This is a genomic window from Rahnella sp. CG8, assembly GCF_023701875.1.
GTDB lineage: Bacteria > Pseudomonadota > Gammaproteobacteria > Enterobacterales > Enterobacteriaceae > Rahnella > Rahnella aceris.
This window is the reverse complement of the sequence record NZ_JABAED010000001.1, coordinates 1-16,866: the sequence shown is the minus strand read 5'-3', so window position 1 is coordinate 16,866 and position 16,866 is coordinate 1. Positions and strand designations below refer to the sequence as shown.

The following is a 16,866-nucleotide window of genomic DNA, read 5'->3' as shown; positions in this document are numbered from 1 at the left end:
TTATCAGCTTGTGCTTAAATGACTTAAATAACCAAAGTATCAATTTATTTATGCTGGAGTAACAACAATGCGAGCCAGTTCCGAAGAGTTGATTACGTTTGTGACTGTGGTGGAAAGTGGCAGTTTCAGCCGTGCCGCTGAACAACTGGGTCAGGATAATTCAGTGGTCAGCCGGACATTAAAACGTCTGGAACAAAAGCTGGGGATCACCCTGCTCAACCGCACCACGCGTCAGATCAGCCTGACGCACGAAGGCGAGCGCTATTTCGTCCGGGTACAAAAAATCCTGCATGAGATGGCGGCTGCAGAAGATGATTTGCTGGAGAACCGCGACGATCCGCAGGGGCTGTTGCGAATCGATGCCGCAACCCCGGTCATTTTGCATGTCATTTCACCGCTGGTGGCCGAATTTACTGAACGTTTCCCGAAGATGTCGCTCGCACTATTCTCCTCCGAGAGCAATATCAATCTGATCGACCATAAAGTGGATGTGGCGATCCGCGTCGGTGAGCTGGAAGATTCCAGCCTGCGGGCGCGCAAACTGATGCTGAGCTATCGCAGCGTGCTGGCTTCGCCGGATTACCTGAAAAAATGGGGAACGCCGCAAAGCGCCGATGATTTACTGAAACACCGTTGTCTGGGCTTTAACGAAGTGGTTGCGCTGAATAAATGGCCGCTGCTGTGCGCTGACGGTCAGCAACTGACGGTCACACCATTTATCAGTTCAGGAAGCGGTGAAACACTGCGCAGGCTGTGTTTGCAGGGCAATGGTATTGCCTGTCTGTCGGATTTTATGACTGATGAAGATGTGGCGCGGGGTGATTTGGTAAAACTGCTGGTGCCGGACATTATGCGCATCGCCATGCCGTTGCACGCGGTGTATTACAGCGATCAGACCGTCAGCACACGTATCCGGTGTTTTATTGATTTTCTGAGTGAGAAGCTTGGGGCTGGAAGAGCTTAAATGCCTGCTTCTCCCCCTTTGCAGGGGGAGGCGTTGTGGATCAATCCCACGCAGGCGCCAGACCTTCAGGGCTGACCAGACGCCCGTTGCGTTCAAGCGCAGCGATCTGCTGCATATCCGCATCTGTCAGCGTCAGTTGTTGCGCCAGCAGATTACTTTGCAGGTTTTCACGTTTGGTCGATGACGGGATCACTGCGTAACCCAGTTGCAATGCCCAGGCCAGAACGATCTGTGCAGGTGTTGCGTTATGGCGGGCGGCAATCTCAATAATCGTCGAATCTTTCAACGTGTCGCCGTAAGCCAGCGTCATGTAAGACGTCACGGCAATACCGTTCTGGCGGGCAAAATCGACTACGGTCTGGTTTTGCAGGAACGGTGAAAGTTCAATCTGGTTAGTCGCAATCTGATCCGCGCCCACCGCGTCGATCGCTTCCTGCATCAGTGCAACGGTAAAGTTGGAAATACCAATTTCACGGGTCAGGCCCATTTTCTTCGCCTCAACCAGCGCATGCATTGTTTCTGCCACGCTGACGGCCTGATTCGGTGACGGCCAGTGGATCAGCGTCAGATCGACATAATCGGTTTTCAGTTTGCGCAGACTGTCTTTCAGGCTGTCGATGACTTTGTCAGCCGCAAGGTTTTCAATCCAGATTTTGGTGGTGATGTAAAACTCTTCACGCGAGACACCGCTTTCAGCCAGTGCATCGCCGACAGCCGCTTCGTTGTCATAAATCTGTGCGGTATCGATGGCGCGATAGCCCAGTTCCACGGCGGTGGCTACGGACGCTTTGACCACGTCATCTTTCAGGCGGAATGTGCCCAGACCGAATGCAGGAATACTCATCGTGTTCTCTCTTTTAATGTTTCAGGAAGATAAATCTTGGAGAGAGTATGGACTGCGCATTCATGGATAAAAACGACCGCTTTGCCAGAAGACTTTTGATGTGAGCGCAATAATCAGGAAAGGGAAAAACGGGTCCAGTGCCGTGAAACCTGCCAGATAAAACCGCCTGACGCGGCATCAAACCGATATTCATCAACGTCAGAGACACCGGCAGGCAACGCCAGCGCGCGCATCACGGACTCATCCGCAGCGCACCATAACCGGCTTTCAGCGGCAGATTGTGAAGTAAACCGCTGATTGTCTGGATCCAGGCGAAGCCTGTCCATCTGCCACACACTGCCGCCCTGCTGTTTCAGCCACGCCTCACGCAGACACCACAGCTGCCAGAACGCCGTTTGCGGGCAAGCCTGCTCCACCAGCCACTGACATTCGATATCACTGAATGCGGCACGTGCCACGTCAAGATAACGTGGGCGCGGGCGGATTTGCTCCACGTCGCCGCCGCTTTCACCCGCCGGACATAACAACAGTTGCAGATGATTTTTACTGTGGCTGAGGGAGAAATGTGGCAGAGAAGCATCCGCAAAAGACGGTTTTCCCTGCGCGGAAATCTGCAGGACGGGTAAGTTGTCACAGCCGTTGAAAACTGACATGGCCTCGGCCAGAAGCGCCCTGCCCGCGTACCATTGCTGGCGGCGGGCAGGATTCATCCCTTCACTTTTTTCGAGCCATTCTGCGGGCAAACGTGACAACGAAAAGTTGTCATCCAGCGACGCAGTAATGACACGCGCAAAATTCATCGTTACGGCCAGCGACGGAAAACTAAAGAGGTATTAATTCCACCGAATGCAAAGTTATTCGACTGGATAAATTCAGTCTGAATATGACGTGATTCGCCCATTACGTAGTCGAGTTCGCCGCAAAGCGGATCCGGCTGCGTCAGGTTGATAGTCGGCACGAACCGGTCTTCGCGCATCATTTCCAGCGACATCCACGCTTCCAGTGCACCGCAGGCACCGAGTGTATGACCAAAGTAGCTTTTCAGTGACGAGATTGGCGTCTGATTGCCAAACACCGCAGCGGTCGCATGACTTTCGGCAATATCACCGCGGTCGGTGGCCGTGCCATGTGCACTGATATAACCGATTTCAGAAGCAGGTATACCGGCATTTTTCAGCGCTTTTTCGATGCAAATCTGCATCGTCGATTGCTGCGGCTGAGTGATATGGGACGCGTCGCAGTTAGTGGCAAAACCCACGATCTCGGCGTAAATTTTCGCACCGCGCGCCTGTGCATGTTCCAGTGACTCGAGGATCAGTGCCCCGGCACCTTCGCCGATCACCAGTCCGTCGCGCTGCGTATCAAACGGACGCGGCGACAGTTCAGGGTGCTCATTTTGCTGGCTGGTGGCGAACAGCGTGTCAAACACAGCAGCTTCTGACGGGCAAAGTTCTTCCGCGCCGCCTGCCACCATCACCGTCTGGTAACCGTGTCTGATGGCTTCATAGGCATAACCGATCGCCTGGCTGCCCGAGGTGCAGGCGCTGGAGGTTGGGATCACCCGTCCTTTCAGGCCAAAGAACAAACCTGCATTCACCGCTGTGGTGTGCGGCATCATCTGCACGTAAGTCGTACCGGTAATATTGTTAGTGTGCTTTTCCGTCAGCATGGTCGCGAATTCGCTGACCGGACCCGTGCTGCCAGTGGATGACCCGAAGGCAATACCGGTTTCGCCGTCAGTAAGCACCGGATCTTCCAGTAAACCGGCCTGCTCCAGCGCCAGTTCAACCGCACGGGTTGACAGCAGGGAGACGCGGCCCATCGAACGGATGCGCTTGCGGGTGTAATGCGCCGGGATAACAAAATCATCCACCGGCGCACCCAGATGCGTATTCAGCCCCTGGTAAATCAGCCATTCGTCCATGTGGCGGACAGCGTTTTTACCCTGTTGCAGGCGGGTGGAAATCTCGTCCCAATGATTGCCGAACGCCGTTATGCCTTTCATACCGGTAATGACTACGCGCTGGCTCATACCATGCCTCCGTTGATGGAGATCACCTGGCGGGTCACATAACCGGCGATATCTGACATCAGATAACTTGCCAGTCCGGCAACTTCTTCTGCCCGGCCCATACGTTTGAGCGGGATCATACCCATTGCGGCATCGAGTGCCGTTTTTTCCATATCCAGCATGCCAGTGTCGATCAGCCCCGGCGCAATACAGTTAACAGTGATTTTGCGTTTCGCCAGTTCCAGCGACAGCGCTTTACAGGCACCGATAATTCCGGCTTTCGCCGCGCTGTAGTTGACCTGTCCGCGGTTGCCCGTAATACCGGAAACCGAGGAAAGCGCGATTATACGCCCGCCCTGACGCAGCCCAATCATCGGCATCACGCAGGGCTGTAAAACATTGTAGAAGCTGTCGAGATTGGTGTGGATCACGCCGTCCCAGTCTTCGTCGGTCAGTGCCGGAAATGCCGCGTCGCGGGTAATCCCGGCATTATTGATCACACCGTAGTACGCGCCATGCGCCTCAATATCGGCTTCAATAACGTCGCGGCACTGCTGGCGGTTGCTGATATCAAACTGCACAATTCGCCCGCTGCCGCCGTTGTCGGTTATCTGTTGCAGGGTGCTTTCTGCCCCTGCTTTATCGCTGTGGTAGTGAATGACCACCAAAAAACCATCGCCGGCTAACTGGCTGGCAATGGCTTTGCCGATCCCTTTGCTGGCACCGGTTACTAATACCGAACGCATCATTCCTGTTTCCCCTGAGTTAACTTAATAAGTTCATCCTTGTCTGGCTGGTATGTATTCAGCCGTCCTTTTGCAACCTGCAGGTTGTCTTTTTCTTGTTTAATGCAGATCACGCCTTCGAAGCTGGCGAGTTTTTCATCGCGCAGCACCATTGAGACGCTGATGAATAATTCACTGCCTGCCGCAAATTCCGGCACGCTGCATTTCAAAGCCCTGCCGCCCAGCAACATGCCAACCTGAGGCGGTTCGCCACTTTGTGCACCGTGCCAGCCGCTCCAGACGCCGACCGTTTGCGCGATAAGCTCAAGGGCATACCACGCAGGTAACGCGCCACGGACATTGAGAAACGGCGCCAGCACGCTGTTTTCGGACACCACCACGCTGCACAGCGCAGTCTCTTCTGTGACGCTAAGTACCTTATCCAGCAAAACCATCGGTGATTCATGCGGCAGATAATGCTCCGCGCTGAGCCTACTCATGACGGCCTCCCGATCACAATGCAGGCGTTATTACCGCCAAAAGCAAACGAGTTGGAGAGAATAACGGGTTTCACCAGCGCTTCGCCTTTTTCCACCAGCCGGATCGCCGCCAGACGGGTATCACGGGGCATCACGCTGAAATCCTGTGGCGGCAGGTTAAGATTTTGCGTCAGGATCAGCCAGCCCAGCGCCGCTTCTGTCGCACCCGCCGCGCCCAGCGTATGGCCAGTGAGATGCTTGGTCGAACTGCACGGCGTCTGGCTGCCAAACAGCCGGTGTATGACAGCGGCTTCTGCCTGATCATTGAGCGGTGTGGCGGTACCGTGTGCGTTGATGTAACCCACGTCTGCCGCACTCAGCCTGGCCTGCGCCAGTGCCATGCGGATTGCCCGTTCCGCGCCGAGACCTTCCGGATGCGGTGCAGACATATGCCACGCATCGGATGATTCGCCAGCCCCCAGTAATGCGACGTCTGCGGGCTCACGGGTCAGCAGGATCAACGCCGAGGCTTCACCGATATTGATGCCATCGCGATCTTGCCCGAACGGCGTACAGCGTCCGCGGGAGAAAGATTCCAGGCTGTTGAAGCCGTTCACCGGCATCCGGCACAGGCTGTCAGCGCCACCCACCAGCGCCGCGTCGGCCAGCCCGGCGTCAATCAGGCGTTTCCCGCTGATAATCGCTCGCGCGCTGGATGAGCAGGCTGTTGATAATGTGTAAGCCGGGCCACAGAGATCCAGCAACTCCGCCATAAAAAGTGAAGGATCGCCCAGTTCCTGTTGCTGGTAATCATAGCCCGACGGAAATTGCCCATGCCGGTGCAGATGGCGCACCGCCTCTTCACCTTCGGCAATGCCCGAGGTACTGGTGCCCATAATGACCGCGACACGATCTTTACCGTACCGGCTGACAGCCGCGTGAACCTGAGGCTCAATCTGTGCCAGCGCAGCCAGCAACAACTGGTTGTTGCGGCTGCGGTGCGCTGACAGAGAGCCGGGGATCGCGGGCAGTTCGCCGGTCACCGCGCCGAGCCAGACCGGCCGTTCTTCCGTCAGCCAGCCTTCCTGCAACGACATTCCCGGCGCGGCACCTGATGTCAGGCTGGCAGCGATTTGCGCATTGCTGTTTCCCAGCGCGTTAACCATGCCCACGGCCGAAAAATAAATCATGTTAGTCACCCACATTCTGGATAGTTATCTGGTAGTGGAACGCCATCTGCGTGATGGATACCGGCTGACGTCCGCTGCCCTGTGGCAGATAGTCGATGCGGGTGATCGTTTTGCCCTGATTATCCAGTAACGTGCGGCGCAGCGGCTGATCGTCCAGTTTCCAGCCCGCCGGCAACAGCGGCTGCCAGCGCTGCGCTGGCCAGTAGCTCAGCATAATATCGGCCAGAACTTGATTTGCTGGAGGTAAACCGTCGATCTTCATGGCCTGTTCGGTGTGGATCCCCGTTTGATCGTAGACCACTTTGAACAGGCGGATCCCCAGAGGGGAAAGCCCGGCAAGCTGTAACGACTTTCCATCTGCATTGAGCAGCACCAGCAAAGACTGTTGTTTACCTTTCACCGTGGCTGTCAGCAACTGCTGCTGGCTGACCGGTTTATCCAGGGTGGGCGCGGGTAATTTCACCTGCACGCCGCGTTTCAGCCAGGCTTGCGGCTGCGTATCTGAAGGGGGATTTGTCGCGCACCCGACAAGAATAAAAATCAGAAGTGTCAGCGCTGGCAGCATAAACCGGGTCATTTTTTGCGTCCTCTTTTTTTAGCTGGCAAGGTCAGTGGCGACAACAGAAATGCCGTTAATATGCCAAAGCTCAGCACGATGCCAAAACTGCTGATCGCCTGCGTGGAACTGAACACCAGCATACCGAACGTCAGCAACGTGGTGACCGCAGCCATAAAAATGGCAAACATGGATGTCGTCGGCGTGCCGCGTGGATTGGTGAAAAACAGGGTGTAATTGATGCCGATCCCCAGCACCAGAATCAGCGCCAGCAGGGAAAACAAATTAAGATTATGGCCACTGAAGCCCAGCGCAGCGACGCCCATCCCAAGGGAAAGTAAGGTCGGAACCAGGCAAACAAGCCCGTGTGGCAGGCGAAAACGCCAGAGATAAGTGACCGCAATGACTGCAACGGCGAGCGCCAGTAGCCAGGTCAGATAAACACGGTATTGCGAAAACAGTTCGCTGAATTCAGTTTTACGATCGATCCAGCCGGTTCCCGGCATGGATGCCGCCAGCGCCGCCATGGCTGCGCTGTCATGAACGCCATTCACCGGGATCAGTGCGGCGCTGCGCCTGTCCGGCAGGGACAGCCACAACAAACGCCAGCCCTCACTGACCACGCTGTTGCGCCATTCCGGCACATCAACCGTCTGCGCACTGAGATCCGGCTTAGCCATCTGGATCCCCGCCTGCTGCAATTGCGCAATAATTTGCGGTGCATGCTGGCGAAGCAGCGATAAATCCCGCTGCTGCTGTGCCTGAGAAGGCAGAGTGATCGCCCGGAATCCGTCAATCACCCTCTTCTCTTTGGCCTGCGCCAGCTTTGGCCGCAATGCTTCCAGACGTTGCAGTGTCTGCTCTGCGCTATCGCCGTATACCACCAGCCATTTCTGATCGTTCGTCTGCCCGGTCAGCGCGGCGATTTGCTGTTCCTGTAGTTGCAAACCAGCCGGAAGAGATTGCAAATCCGCAATGTCATCATTGATTTTCAGCCGCGATATTCCTGCCACCACCAGCACTAAAATCAGTAACGGCAGGCCAATGCGCACAGCTTTGCGACTACGCCAGGCCAGTAACCAGCGCATGATCAGCGTCAGCCCCGGCGCTGGCCCTGTCGGCAAACGCCTGGACAAATACGGATACCAGCACATCACGGTGATGCAGGCCGCACTCAGCCCGGCGGCGGCAAACACTGCCAGCTGCCGCAAGCCGGGGAATGGCGCAATCAGCAACATCAGATAGGCCACCACCGTGGTCAGCAGCGCCACCGATAACGCAGGGAACAGTTTTTTCAGACTTTCCAGCGGTGTGCTGGAATCGCCATGCACCCGCCGTTCGGTCAGGAAATACAGCGTGTAATCGGCAGAAATACCAACAATGCTGGTGCTCAGCACCAATGTCATCACATGGATTTCACCAAATACCCACAGGGTAAACACCGTGCCTGACAGCGCGCCGATGGCGATTGACAGTAAGCTGAGCAGCATCGGCAGGACCGAACGAAACATCAGTAAAATCAGCACAAACACGCCAGTTACTGACGCCGCACCAATCGTGGAAAGATCGTGCTCAGCCTGCTGGCTGGCATAATTGCTGTAGAAAATCGTGCCACGCTCAAGCACTTTTGCACCCGGCCAGCGCGCCTCAAAAGCTTCTTTCACCGCACCAAGAGCCGCTACGGTTTGTTTAGCCGACGTGATGTCATAAGAAGACGCCTTCAGCTCGCCATGCACCATGTACCAGCTACGCCCCTTTTTATCACGGACCATCAGCCAGCCCTGATCCAGCGTCATACCGCCGCTGCTCTGCTGTTGCGCCATCTGCGAGGCACGAACCAGCAATAACGGATCGTTTGCCAGCTCTTTGCCACTGACGCCTGAAAATGCCGAATAGATCTGGCCGAGGATCCACTGGCTTTGCGATTCAGCACCTGCCGTCAGACGCTGGCGTGTGGCGTCATCGAGCAACGCATTACGGTGTTTGAAGAAGAAAGTGCCCCACTCCTGCTGACGCTGTGCGTCCATCGGGCCCTGTACCTGACTCAGTTCAGGCAGCGTCTGCAAATGCTTCAGCCAGTCAGCAGCGGGCTGAATACCGGCTCCCGGCGGCGGACTGACCAGCCACATAAGCTGGCGATCCAGACGCTGAGTAAAGCCGTCAGAAAAAGCCTGCGGAATATCCGTTTCCTGCTGCTGCGGCAACAGCGCCAGAACGCTGCTGTTAATCTGGCTGCGTGGCAGTAACCAGAACAGCGCCGCGACCAGTAGCACGATAATCAGCAGCCAGCTTTGCGCCAGTTTTCGATGAAGGTCAGGATGCAAAATGGCGTTTCTCTGCGTCAGTCAGCATGGCTGGCGTCGTTTTCTGATTGAAGAAACGAATATGCGTGGCGTCGCCCTGCATGTCATTAATATCGATATTGTTCAGAAAGGTTTCGCCATTGAGCGTAATACTGCGGAACAGACGGTTTAGCGGCGAGACCTTCGGCGTCAGAATCAGCGTCCAGGCGCCTTTACCGTGATCGGTAAAATCAAGCGAAAAATTCTCTTCCAGCACCTTGCGGTCTGCGTGGAACAGCGCGCTGAGCAAGGAATTAAACTGGAACATTTGCGGATTCGTCTCCGCCGTGACCACCTGTGGCTGCTGCCCCGCCATGATTTGCACCATGCGGTTTTCAGTCAGTAATAATGTCAGGCTGAACGGTTTTTCCTGCTGCCACCACAGCCCTTGTTGCCGGGCAATCAGCAGATTTCCGCTGGAATTGAGCGGTTGCGCCATCCCGCTGATGGTTCTTTGCTGCGCAAATTCAGCACGGAGTACCGGCACCTGACTGAAGCGCTGTTGTAATTCTTCCAGCGTAACAGCGTTTGCCGTTACGCTGAAAACCGTCAGTACAAATAGCAAAAAGGCTTTCACAGGCTGGCTCCTGTTTTATCAAAAAGAACCTGCGGCGAGACAAAACACATTTCTTTGGTGGCAGCGTCTACCGCGACCTGTAACGTGTAACCTGTCGTTGTGCGTTTACCGGTTTCGATGTCGTAAATCTGATAGCCGATGCGCAAACGGTTTTCGATTTCCTCAAGCTGCGCATGAACGGCAATACGCTGTTCAAAGAGCAGCGGCGCGATATATTTCACGCGGGTATCAACAATCGGCCAGACATAACCTGACGCTTGCATCTGACGATAACCGTAATCAAATTGCTTGAGTAACTGCTCGCGCGCGACTTCCAGATAACGGAAATAGTTGCCATGCCAGACCACGCCCATTGCATCTGCGTCGTGGAAAGGAACCGTGATTTCAACGCGGGTAGAAAATCGCGGATCGTTAAAACGCGGATCAAGTTTGGAAGTCATATCAGTCAGGTTTCCTGTCAGGGGCAACATCCGCAGGATGTTGCCAGAAATCATAAAAATTGAACCAGTCGTGAGGCGCCAGCAGGCTGTAATGCTCAAGTCGTGCGGCATAGTGATCGACGGCAGACTGTAACGCAGACAGGCGGCTGGTACGCGGCAGGATCAGAGGATCCGCAAAAGATTCGCAGTAAATATGCAGACGCTGTCGCTGCATGATGCCAAACATCAGCATGACGGGCGCGCGTAGCGCTGCAGCCAGAATAAAGGGCCCCTGCGGGAATGCGGCGGGTTCACCCAGAAACTCGCTGTAAATCACGCGGGCATGCTCTCCACGCTGATGAGGACTGGCAGATGTCCGGTCGCCGACAATCGCCACCCACTCACCGGCATCCAGTTTTTCCTGCAATAAAATGGCGGTCTCCGGCCCCATCTTGTTCACCTGGATAAGGTTAACCACGGCCTGCGGGTTAATCTCTTTCATTACCTGATTGAACCGCTCGGCATGTTCGGTAAATACCAGCGCATTAACGGTAATGCGGTGATTGAGCGCGCCAATCGCGCGGCAGGATTCGATATCGCCTAAATGCGAGGCGAGGATCACCGTGCCACGCCCCGAGGCAATATGCGATTCGCAAATTTCGGGATTGACCAGTACCGCATCGGTCAGGGTTTTATCACCCTGCCAGCTCGCCAGTTTACTCAGCATAGATTCACCAAACCGCATGAAATGCCGGAAAGTGCTCAGCGGATAAGGCAGGGAAATATTGCGATGTGCGGCCGTTACGCGGACACGTTCCAGCCAGCTGGCAGAGGCATTGCGCTGTTTGCGGCCGGTAAGCCAAAAATAGGTGATGACCGGATAAAGCAGCAGACGAAAAGCCTGATATCCCAGTGTCCGGTAAACCGCCAGCATCAGGCGAATACCCCACAATCCTTTGCGTTCCTGTGTAGCAGACCAGTGCCGGGGACATTTTCTTCGCTGACGCAGCAAATAAGGAATACGCGGCAACATGCCAAAAAACAGCCGCGTGTGCATCCAGGAAATCTGCAGATTGTCCTTCACTGCATCAAAATGCGAGAGGCCATCTTCGGGATAGGTCACCCGCGTGGGCAGGAAACGGCTGCGCGTGCCCTGCCAGTAAAGGCGCACCATGATTTCCGTATCGAAATCCATCCGTAAACCCAGTGTTTTTTCCGCCATCAGTTGCAGACAAGGTTTGAGAGGATACACGCGAAATCCACACATACTGTCTTTGATTGAGAATGACAGGGTTTCAATCCAGACCCAGAAATGGGTGATATAGCGGCCATACAGGCGCGATTTCGGCACGCTGTCATCGTAAACCGGCTGCCCGGAGATCAGACAATCCGGATGACTTCTGGCTTCAGACAGCATCGCGGGAACATCTGAAAGCTGATGCTGGCCGTCGGCATCCACCTGTAAGGCGTGCGTAAAGCCTTTTTCAACGGCCAGCCGCAGGGCCGCCATCACAGCCCCACCTTTCCCCTGATTTACAGTTAATCGCGTCAGGCTCATCCACGGCGTCACACTGGCCAGGCGTTGCAACTCTTCTGCTGTCTGCTCGTCGCTGCCATCATCCACCACAATGCAGGGCAAACCGAATGGCCGGAGACTCTCCAGTACACCGGCCATCATCGGCCCGTGGTTGTAGCAGGGAATAATCAGGCAGGGAGAAAAAGAAACTGACAGCATTATGGACATAAGGTAATTTTTCCACTGCTGGCGACGGCATCACCTACGCTGTACCGGAATACCAGCCGGTTTTTTTCTTTCAGCCAGTCGATGTGCAAATCTACGGTTTCTTCAGGCAAAAGTGGTCGCTGGAATTTCACCACTTCCATGCCGGAAAACGCTTTATCCAGCCCCAGAAGTTCTTCGGCGTAGCCCATGGCCCAGTTCACCTGTGTCACGCCAGGCAAAATCGGAGACGACGGGAAATGGCCTTTAAACCAGAATAAATCCGCAGACAACCGGAACGTGAGAAGCAGACGGGTGTCGCTGACGAGTTGCTGGTTCAGCACTTGCGGCAAAATCATAAGAACAGTTCCTGTAATTCAGCAGTCGCGCGTTTGCCTTGCTGGTTAAGAGGAATGGCAGACGCCAGACGCCAGTATCGCGGCACAGAGACCGGCGATAACCACTGGTGCAGCGTCAGGCGAATCTGCCCAAGCAGCGCGGCCTGCCCCTGCGCCTGTAATAACAGCTCTCCACCGTGACTTAATACCAGTACGGCTGCGATATAAAGCCGCCCCTGTTTTTCGAGTGTCAGCACGCTGGCGTCGCTTAAAAGATCCAACGCACACAAACGCTGCTCAATTTCAGTCAGTGAGATCCGCTGCTCTGCAATCTTAACGATCCGATCCTTACGGCCTAAAAGAACAAACTGGCGTTGTCCGGCGGGCAATAGCTGGATTTTATCACTGAGGATCATGCCTTCCGGCTGCGGGATCAGCGGAGAAATCAGGGAAATATTGCCATCAGCACAGGAAGAGAATCGGATATTTTCAAAAAGCGTCCAGGCTTCGTCTGGCTGATGTTGCGTACGAAAAGCAATAATGCCGCTTTCGCTGGTGCCATAGATTTCTGTCGGCAGACAACCACAGACATTTTCTACCAGCAAGGCGGCCTCATTACTTAGCGGGCCTCCGGCAGAAAAGACATGCCGGCAGTGGGTTGGCTCCAAAGCCGGATCAAGGCGTTTAAGAAAAGCCGGACTGCTGGTCAGCACCAAAGTATTTTTACTGGCAAGTGACTGCAACTGTTCGTGATACTCCACACTTTTCGTCGCAAAAGGCCGGCCAAGCGACAGCGGCAACATAAAAGCAAAACTCAGGCCGTACATATGATGAGGCGCCACGGTGGCAACAAAGTGTGCATCTGCGAATTGATCGCCCCATCGCGCTGAAAGCCACTGGCTCTCCAGTTCAAGACAGGTAATTGGTTTGATTATTTTTTGCGGTTTACCGGTCGAACCGGAGGTAAATAAGTGAAGCGCGGGATTTTCTGGCCAGTTGGGTAAAACAGTCAATGGCTGATCCACTGAGCAAGGCAAACGCAGAACAGGGCAATCAATCGTCAAATCAAGATCGGTTATTAACGCATCAAATTCATCGCGTTGTTCAGCCAGAACGGCCGGGCGAAAATGTCCAGGTAAAACCGGCGTGTTACCGCTGTAAAGCACTGCCAGCAGCGCCACGGCAAATGAATAGTTATCTTCAAAACACAATGCCCAGCGGGTATGCGATGTCGCGCTGATATGAGTCAGCAGAGATAATACGTCCTGGCGGAAATCACACTGACGCCATTCCCGGCTTTCGCTCCAGGCAACCAGATAATCATCTGCTCTTTCCGTGCTTAGCCATTTGCACATTGGCAGCGTCATGGCTGGCGCAGACGCTTTCTGACTATCCATTCAATACCCATTAATAAGCCAATCAGCAGATAACTGATCCCGCCGTTGTAAAGAGCCCATAGGGCCATATCGCCTTTCAGGCAGGTATATAAAGCAAATGATCCATTCCACAGAAAAAAAATGCACCAGACCTGGGTGACACAGCGTGTATAAACAACACCTTCGGGCGGTAAATCGGGTTCATTCAGTCGCGCAAGACGTTCAACCAAAGATTGCCGGGCGTATAAGGAACTGAAAAATACCCCCAGTAATAAAGCATTTACCGCGACCGGGTAATACAACAGCATAGAGGTTTCGCGTAATAAAAGGCTGCTGGCGACCAGCACAATCCCTGAGGCCGCAATCGCTTTTCCAAAAAAAGTTAACTGGGATAATTTTCCGCGAAAAGTCAGTAATCGCAGAATAAAGACAGCAATCAGCACAGGTGCCAGAACGCTAATTCCCCAACTTTTTAAACCGCACCATACGGTTAGCGGATAGACAATAACCGCCACCGGCATCGCCCAGCGGGCAATCTTCGCAACCAGAGAAAATGAGAAGCGCCGGGGTTTATCCACAAAAAAGATACCCACACATACTATGGCGCCGGGGAATTAAGTAATTCATCTATGGCATCAACAACATCCTGAACGGTGCGAACAGATTTAAACATTTCAGGCTTAATTTTTCTGCCAGTGATTTTCTGCAAATGAACCACCAGATCAACAGCATCAATGCTGTCTAATTCCAAATCCTCATAGAGTTTTGCATCCGGGCGGATATCATCTTCATCGATTTCAAATAGCTTGACTAATAACGCGCTAATCTGCTGGTAAATTTCTTGCTTCTGCATAGGAATCTCTTTAACCACGCTGTACTGATATAAATCTGGCCAAACTTTCAACAGAATAAAAGTGCTCGCGCATTTCCTGACTTTCCGCCGAAAGGATCACACCGTATTGCTTCTTTAATGCCAGACCAAGCTCAAGGGCATCAATAGAATCCAGCCCTAATCCGTCACCAAAAAGTGGGGCCTGCGTCTCTATCTCATCTGGCGTCATTCCTTCCAGATTCAGCGTCTCAATGATAAGTGCTTTTATGTCGTTACTTAATGAATCCATGACTTAATTCTCATTATTTTGCATATTGCTGCGCATCAACTCAGTGCACAAATACTGCGTCAGACGCCGTGCAGCCAAAGCAGGTGAAAGATCGCTTTCATCTAAAAAGTCTTCAGCCTTTACCTTATCGGCAACGGTAATCACAAACTGAGGTTTTACACGGGGAATTTCGTACCACTTCCCATTTTTTGTCAGCATGGGTGGCTGACATGAAATATGGACAATCCTGACATCACACCCCGCCCTCAGAGCAATGTTAGCGGCACCACGCTGCAGCGTCATCGGTTTCTCAGGTAAGGAGCGCGTTCCTTCCGGGAAAATTAACAGCGTACCGCCTGCTTGCAACCGGGTTTCACAGGCCTGCAACAGAGCGTCAGACCCAGAGTTAATCAGGTAGCCCGCCGCTTTTATCACTCCGCTTAAGAATGGGTTTTGCAACAAAGCCTGTTTGACGATGCAGTCACAACGCGGCATCCGGGATGCCAGGATCACATAATCAAGAAGGCTGGGATGATTCGCCACGATCAGACACCCGGTATCTTGCTGAAACTTTTCATCACCGGTAAACCGGTAATCCATCACTCCCACCCTCCGTAATCCACTCAGAAAAAACCTAAAACTATTACGGATGCTGTTTAGCGTCATTCGGTGCAATCTGTCGGGTTGCCGGATGATCAGTCGCAACAGATTAAACCAGATAATAGAAAGCAACAGCCCGCCAATTCCGAAAAGTGCGAAAAAGAATCCAGTTGCCAGCCATCGCCAGATGCGATTTACCAGAGAAGACTTTTCTTCGGGTACTAGCGTTTCTCTCATCACAAATCCCGAACCCATTGCCAGCTATGGCGGCTATCTGCACTGACATTGAATAAAGAAGAGGAAGAAAGATAACCTCGCAGAAATTGCAGACTCTGCGGAATTTCTGAATTCAGATCCTCACCCGGCAATGAAATACGCTGGCACTGCAAACTATCGCCAGAAGTTAATATTATTGCTACAGCGTAAGGTAGAAACTCAGAATTTACCGATTCGTTATATATATCTGGGATTTCACCATCAAAATCGACCAGCATGACGCTGGAAGCACCGGTTGCCAGCATCGACTGAGCTTCCAGTATCCCTTGCTGAAAACTGTCTTTTCCGGCTGCTAATGAGGTTACCGGCAACGGATTTTTGCTAATAATGGTAAGCCAACCTGCTGCGGTATTATGTACTGACATGGAGAATTCAGTCGGAGATAAAGCGTCTTCCTCTGCCAGAGAATGCAAAATGCGCCCTGTATTCTCCAGCTCACCATGGCGGCTGGTAAAAATTGCCGCATCTACGTTGTTATTGGCGAGCAATGCAAGCCCGGCATCAACAGCAAAACGACTGCCGGTACTCATTCGACGTGCTGACATCATTGGAATTTGCTGGCTTTTGGGGTTCTCACCGGAAAATGTATTTATATCTGAGCACTGAGCCCATTGGATCCAGTGCTCACAACTATCGACTCCCGGAGCCACTGCCCGCCAGTCCAGTATATCCAATGAGAATTTCATAATGATGATCTTTGTGATTATTCCAAATTGAGACTTTATGGTATTTTATTGGAACTTGCATCTGTAATCTGACAACTTATTGAACTGGATTAAGAATTTTAGTACTCATTTATTATGAGCTTTATTAGTACTTTGCAGGTTTATCTGAACACACAAATTTTTCAATTTGATACAAAGTATTCCCTGGATGTCTGGATATACTTATTCTTTGATAAATTCAAACTGATAACCATTCTATTTAGTTAAAGATAATAGTTTAATATCAGTTAACTCCTCAGGATTAAATCCTGTAAGAAACGCCGATGAGATAAACGTGAGCCTGTGAGATAATAAATATATCAGAGAAAGAAAGGAGTCCGGTTTGCATTTTCACTGGAAAATAAATGCAAAAAGTCCCTGAATCTTTCGATTCAGGGACTATGCAATAATTGGCGGAACGGACGGGGCTCGAACCCGCGACCCCCTGCGTGACAGGCAGGTATTCTAACCAACTGAACTACCGCTCCACCGGTTCTTTCACACGTATCAGCAATCGTCTGATACCTGTTTGTTCCTGTTATTTTCCTTGTCAGGGGAAAAGGAACTAATTTGATGCCTGGCAGTTCCCTACTCTCGCATGGGGAGACCCCACACTACCATCGGCGCTACGGCGTTTCACTTCTG

19 protein-coding genes and 1 tRNA gene are annotated in these 16,866 nt (G+C 52.9%); 1 reads left to right on the top strand and 19 read right to left on the bottom strand.

Annotated elements, in window-relative coordinates; all coding sequences use genetic code 11:
• Positions 1 to 67 precede the first annotated feature (67 nt).
• Positions 68 to 964 carry a DNA-binding transcriptional regulator YafC gene (gene yafC, locus HGO41_RS00100; protein WP_013574244.1) on the top strand — a complete coding sequence of 299 codons (897 nt, stop codon included), beginning with the start codon at positions 68 to 70 and terminating at the stop codon, positions 962 to 964.
• A gap of 40 nt (positions 965 to 1,004) precedes the next feature.
• Here the strand turns inward: yafC and dkgB are convergent, their stop codons facing one another.
• From dkgB to HGO41_RS00005, 19 genes are all read right to left on the bottom strand, one after another.
• A complete protein-coding gene (dkgB, locus tag HGO41_RS00095; protein WP_131638672.1) occupies positions 1,005 to 1,808 on the bottom strand; it encodes a 2,5-didehydrogluconate reductase DkgB in 804 nt (267 codons plus the stop codon).
• A gap of 113 nt (positions 1,809 to 1,921) precedes the next feature.
• The gene (locus HGO41_RS00090; RefSeq protein ID WP_250980664.1) at positions 1,922 to 2,608 is read right to left on the bottom strand and encodes a 4'-phosphopantetheinyl transferase superfamily protein; all 687 of its coding nucleotides are present in this window, start codon (positions 2,606 to 2,608) and stop codon (positions 1,922 to 1,924) included.
• A 2-nt stretch (positions 2,609 to 2,610) separates the two neighbouring features.
• A complete protein-coding gene (locus HGO41_RS00085; protein WP_013574241.1) occupies positions 2,611 to 3,840 on the bottom strand; it encodes a beta-ketoacyl-ACP synthase in 1,230 nt (409 codons plus the stop codon).
• Complete coding sequence (locus HGO41_RS00080) at positions 3,837 to 4,568, bottom strand: 3-ketoacyl-ACP reductase FabG2 (protein WP_013574240.1); 732 nt, start codon at positions 4,566 to 4,568, stop codon at positions 3,837 to 3,839. Before HGO41_RS00080 ends, HGO41_RS00085 begins: the two co-directional genes overlap by 4 nt.
• Complete coding sequence (locus HGO41_RS00075) at positions 4,565 to 5,044, bottom strand: hotdog family protein (RefSeq protein ID WP_112151336.1); 480 nt, start codon at positions 5,042 to 5,044, stop codon at positions 4,565 to 4,567. The genes HGO41_RS00080 and HGO41_RS00075 overlap by 4 nt, the downstream gene beginning before the upstream one ends.
• Positions 5,041 to 6,213 carry a beta-ketoacyl-[acyl-carrier-protein] synthase family protein gene (locus HGO41_RS00070; protein WP_250980663.1) on the bottom strand — a complete coding sequence of 391 codons (1,173 nt, stop codon included), beginning with the start codon at positions 6,211 to 6,213 and terminating at the stop codon, positions 5,041 to 5,043. The genes HGO41_RS00075 and HGO41_RS00070 overlap by 4 nt, the downstream gene beginning before the upstream one ends.
• 1 nt (position 6,214) lies before the next feature.
• Positions 6,215 to 6,790, bottom strand: a complete 576-nt coding sequence (locus HGO41_RS00065; protein WP_250980662.1) for a DUF3261 domain-containing protein — start codon at positions 6,788 to 6,790, stop codon at positions 6,215 to 6,217.
• Complete coding sequence (locus HGO41_RS00060) at positions 6,787 to 9,093, bottom strand: MMPL family transporter (RefSeq protein WP_250980661.1); 2,307 nt, start codon at positions 9,091 to 9,093, stop codon at positions 6,787 to 6,789. The genes HGO41_RS00065 and HGO41_RS00060 overlap by 4 nt, the downstream gene beginning before the upstream one ends.
• Positions 9,083 to 9,688, bottom strand: a complete 606-nt coding sequence (locus HGO41_RS00055) for a LolA family protein (protein WP_013574235.1) — start codon at positions 9,686 to 9,688, stop codon at positions 9,083 to 9,085. The genes HGO41_RS00060 and HGO41_RS00055 overlap by 11 nt, the downstream gene beginning before the upstream one ends.
• Positions 9,685 to 10,128 (bottom strand): acyl-CoA thioesterase, encoded by a 444-nt coding sequence (locus HGO41_RS00050; RefSeq protein ID WP_250980660.1) that lies wholly within the window; start codon positions 10,126 to 10,128, stop codon positions 9,685 to 9,687. Before HGO41_RS00050 ends, HGO41_RS00055 begins: the two co-directional genes overlap by 4 nt.
• 1 nt (position 10,129) lies before the next feature.
• A complete protein-coding gene (locus tag HGO41_RS00045; protein ID WP_447868582.1) occupies positions 10,130 to 11,842 on the bottom strand; it encodes a glycosyltransferase family 2 protein in 1,713 nt (570 codons plus the stop codon).
• Complete coding sequence (locus HGO41_RS00040; RefSeq protein WP_013574232.1) at positions 11,842 to 12,186, bottom strand: 3-hydroxyacyl-ACP dehydratase FabZ family protein; 345 nt, start codon at positions 12,184 to 12,186, stop codon at positions 11,842 to 11,844. Before HGO41_RS00040 ends, HGO41_RS00045 begins: the two co-directional genes overlap by 1 nt.
• Entirely contained in the window at positions 12,183 to 13,562 is a 1,380-nt protein-coding gene (locus tag HGO41_RS00035) for an AMP-binding protein (protein ID WP_225444878.1), read from the bottom strand. The genes HGO41_RS00040 and HGO41_RS00035 overlap by 4 nt, the downstream gene beginning before the upstream one ends.
• Positions 13,529 to 14,134 (bottom strand): COG4648 family protein, encoded by a 606-nt coding sequence (locus HGO41_RS00030; protein WP_112151341.1) that lies wholly within the window; start codon positions 14,132 to 14,134, stop codon positions 13,529 to 13,531. Before HGO41_RS00030 ends, HGO41_RS00035 begins: the two co-directional genes overlap by 34 nt.
• A gap of 5 nt (positions 14,135 to 14,139) precedes the next feature.
• Positions 14,140 to 14,394, bottom strand: coding sequence for an acyl carrier protein (locus HGO41_RS00025; RefSeq protein WP_037036563.1), 255 nt, complete (start codon positions 14,392 to 14,394; stop codon positions 14,140 to 14,142).
• A gap of 10 nt (positions 14,395 to 14,404) precedes the next feature.
• A complete protein-coding gene (locus HGO41_RS00020; protein ID WP_013574228.1) occupies positions 14,405 to 14,662 on the bottom strand; it encodes a phosphopantetheine-binding protein in 258 nt (85 codons plus the stop codon).
• Positions 14,663 to 14,665: 3 nt separating this feature from the next.
• Positions 14,666 to 15,478: a lysophospholipid acyltransferase family protein gene (locus HGO41_RS00015; RefSeq protein ID WP_013574227.1), complete on the bottom strand. Its 813-nt coding sequence runs from the start codon at positions 15,476 to 15,478 to the stop codon at positions 14,666 to 14,668.
• Entirely contained in the window at positions 15,478 to 16,203 is a 726-nt protein-coding gene (locus tag HGO41_RS00010; protein WP_013574226.1) for a beta-ketoacyl synthase chain length factor, read from the bottom strand. Before HGO41_RS00010 ends, HGO41_RS00015 begins: the two co-directional genes overlap by 1 nt.
• Positions 16,204 to 16,632: 429 nt before the next feature.
• A tRNA-Asp gene (locus HGO41_RS00005) sits at positions 16,633 to 16,709 on the bottom strand.
• Positions 16,710 to 16,866: the final 157 nt, after the last annotated feature.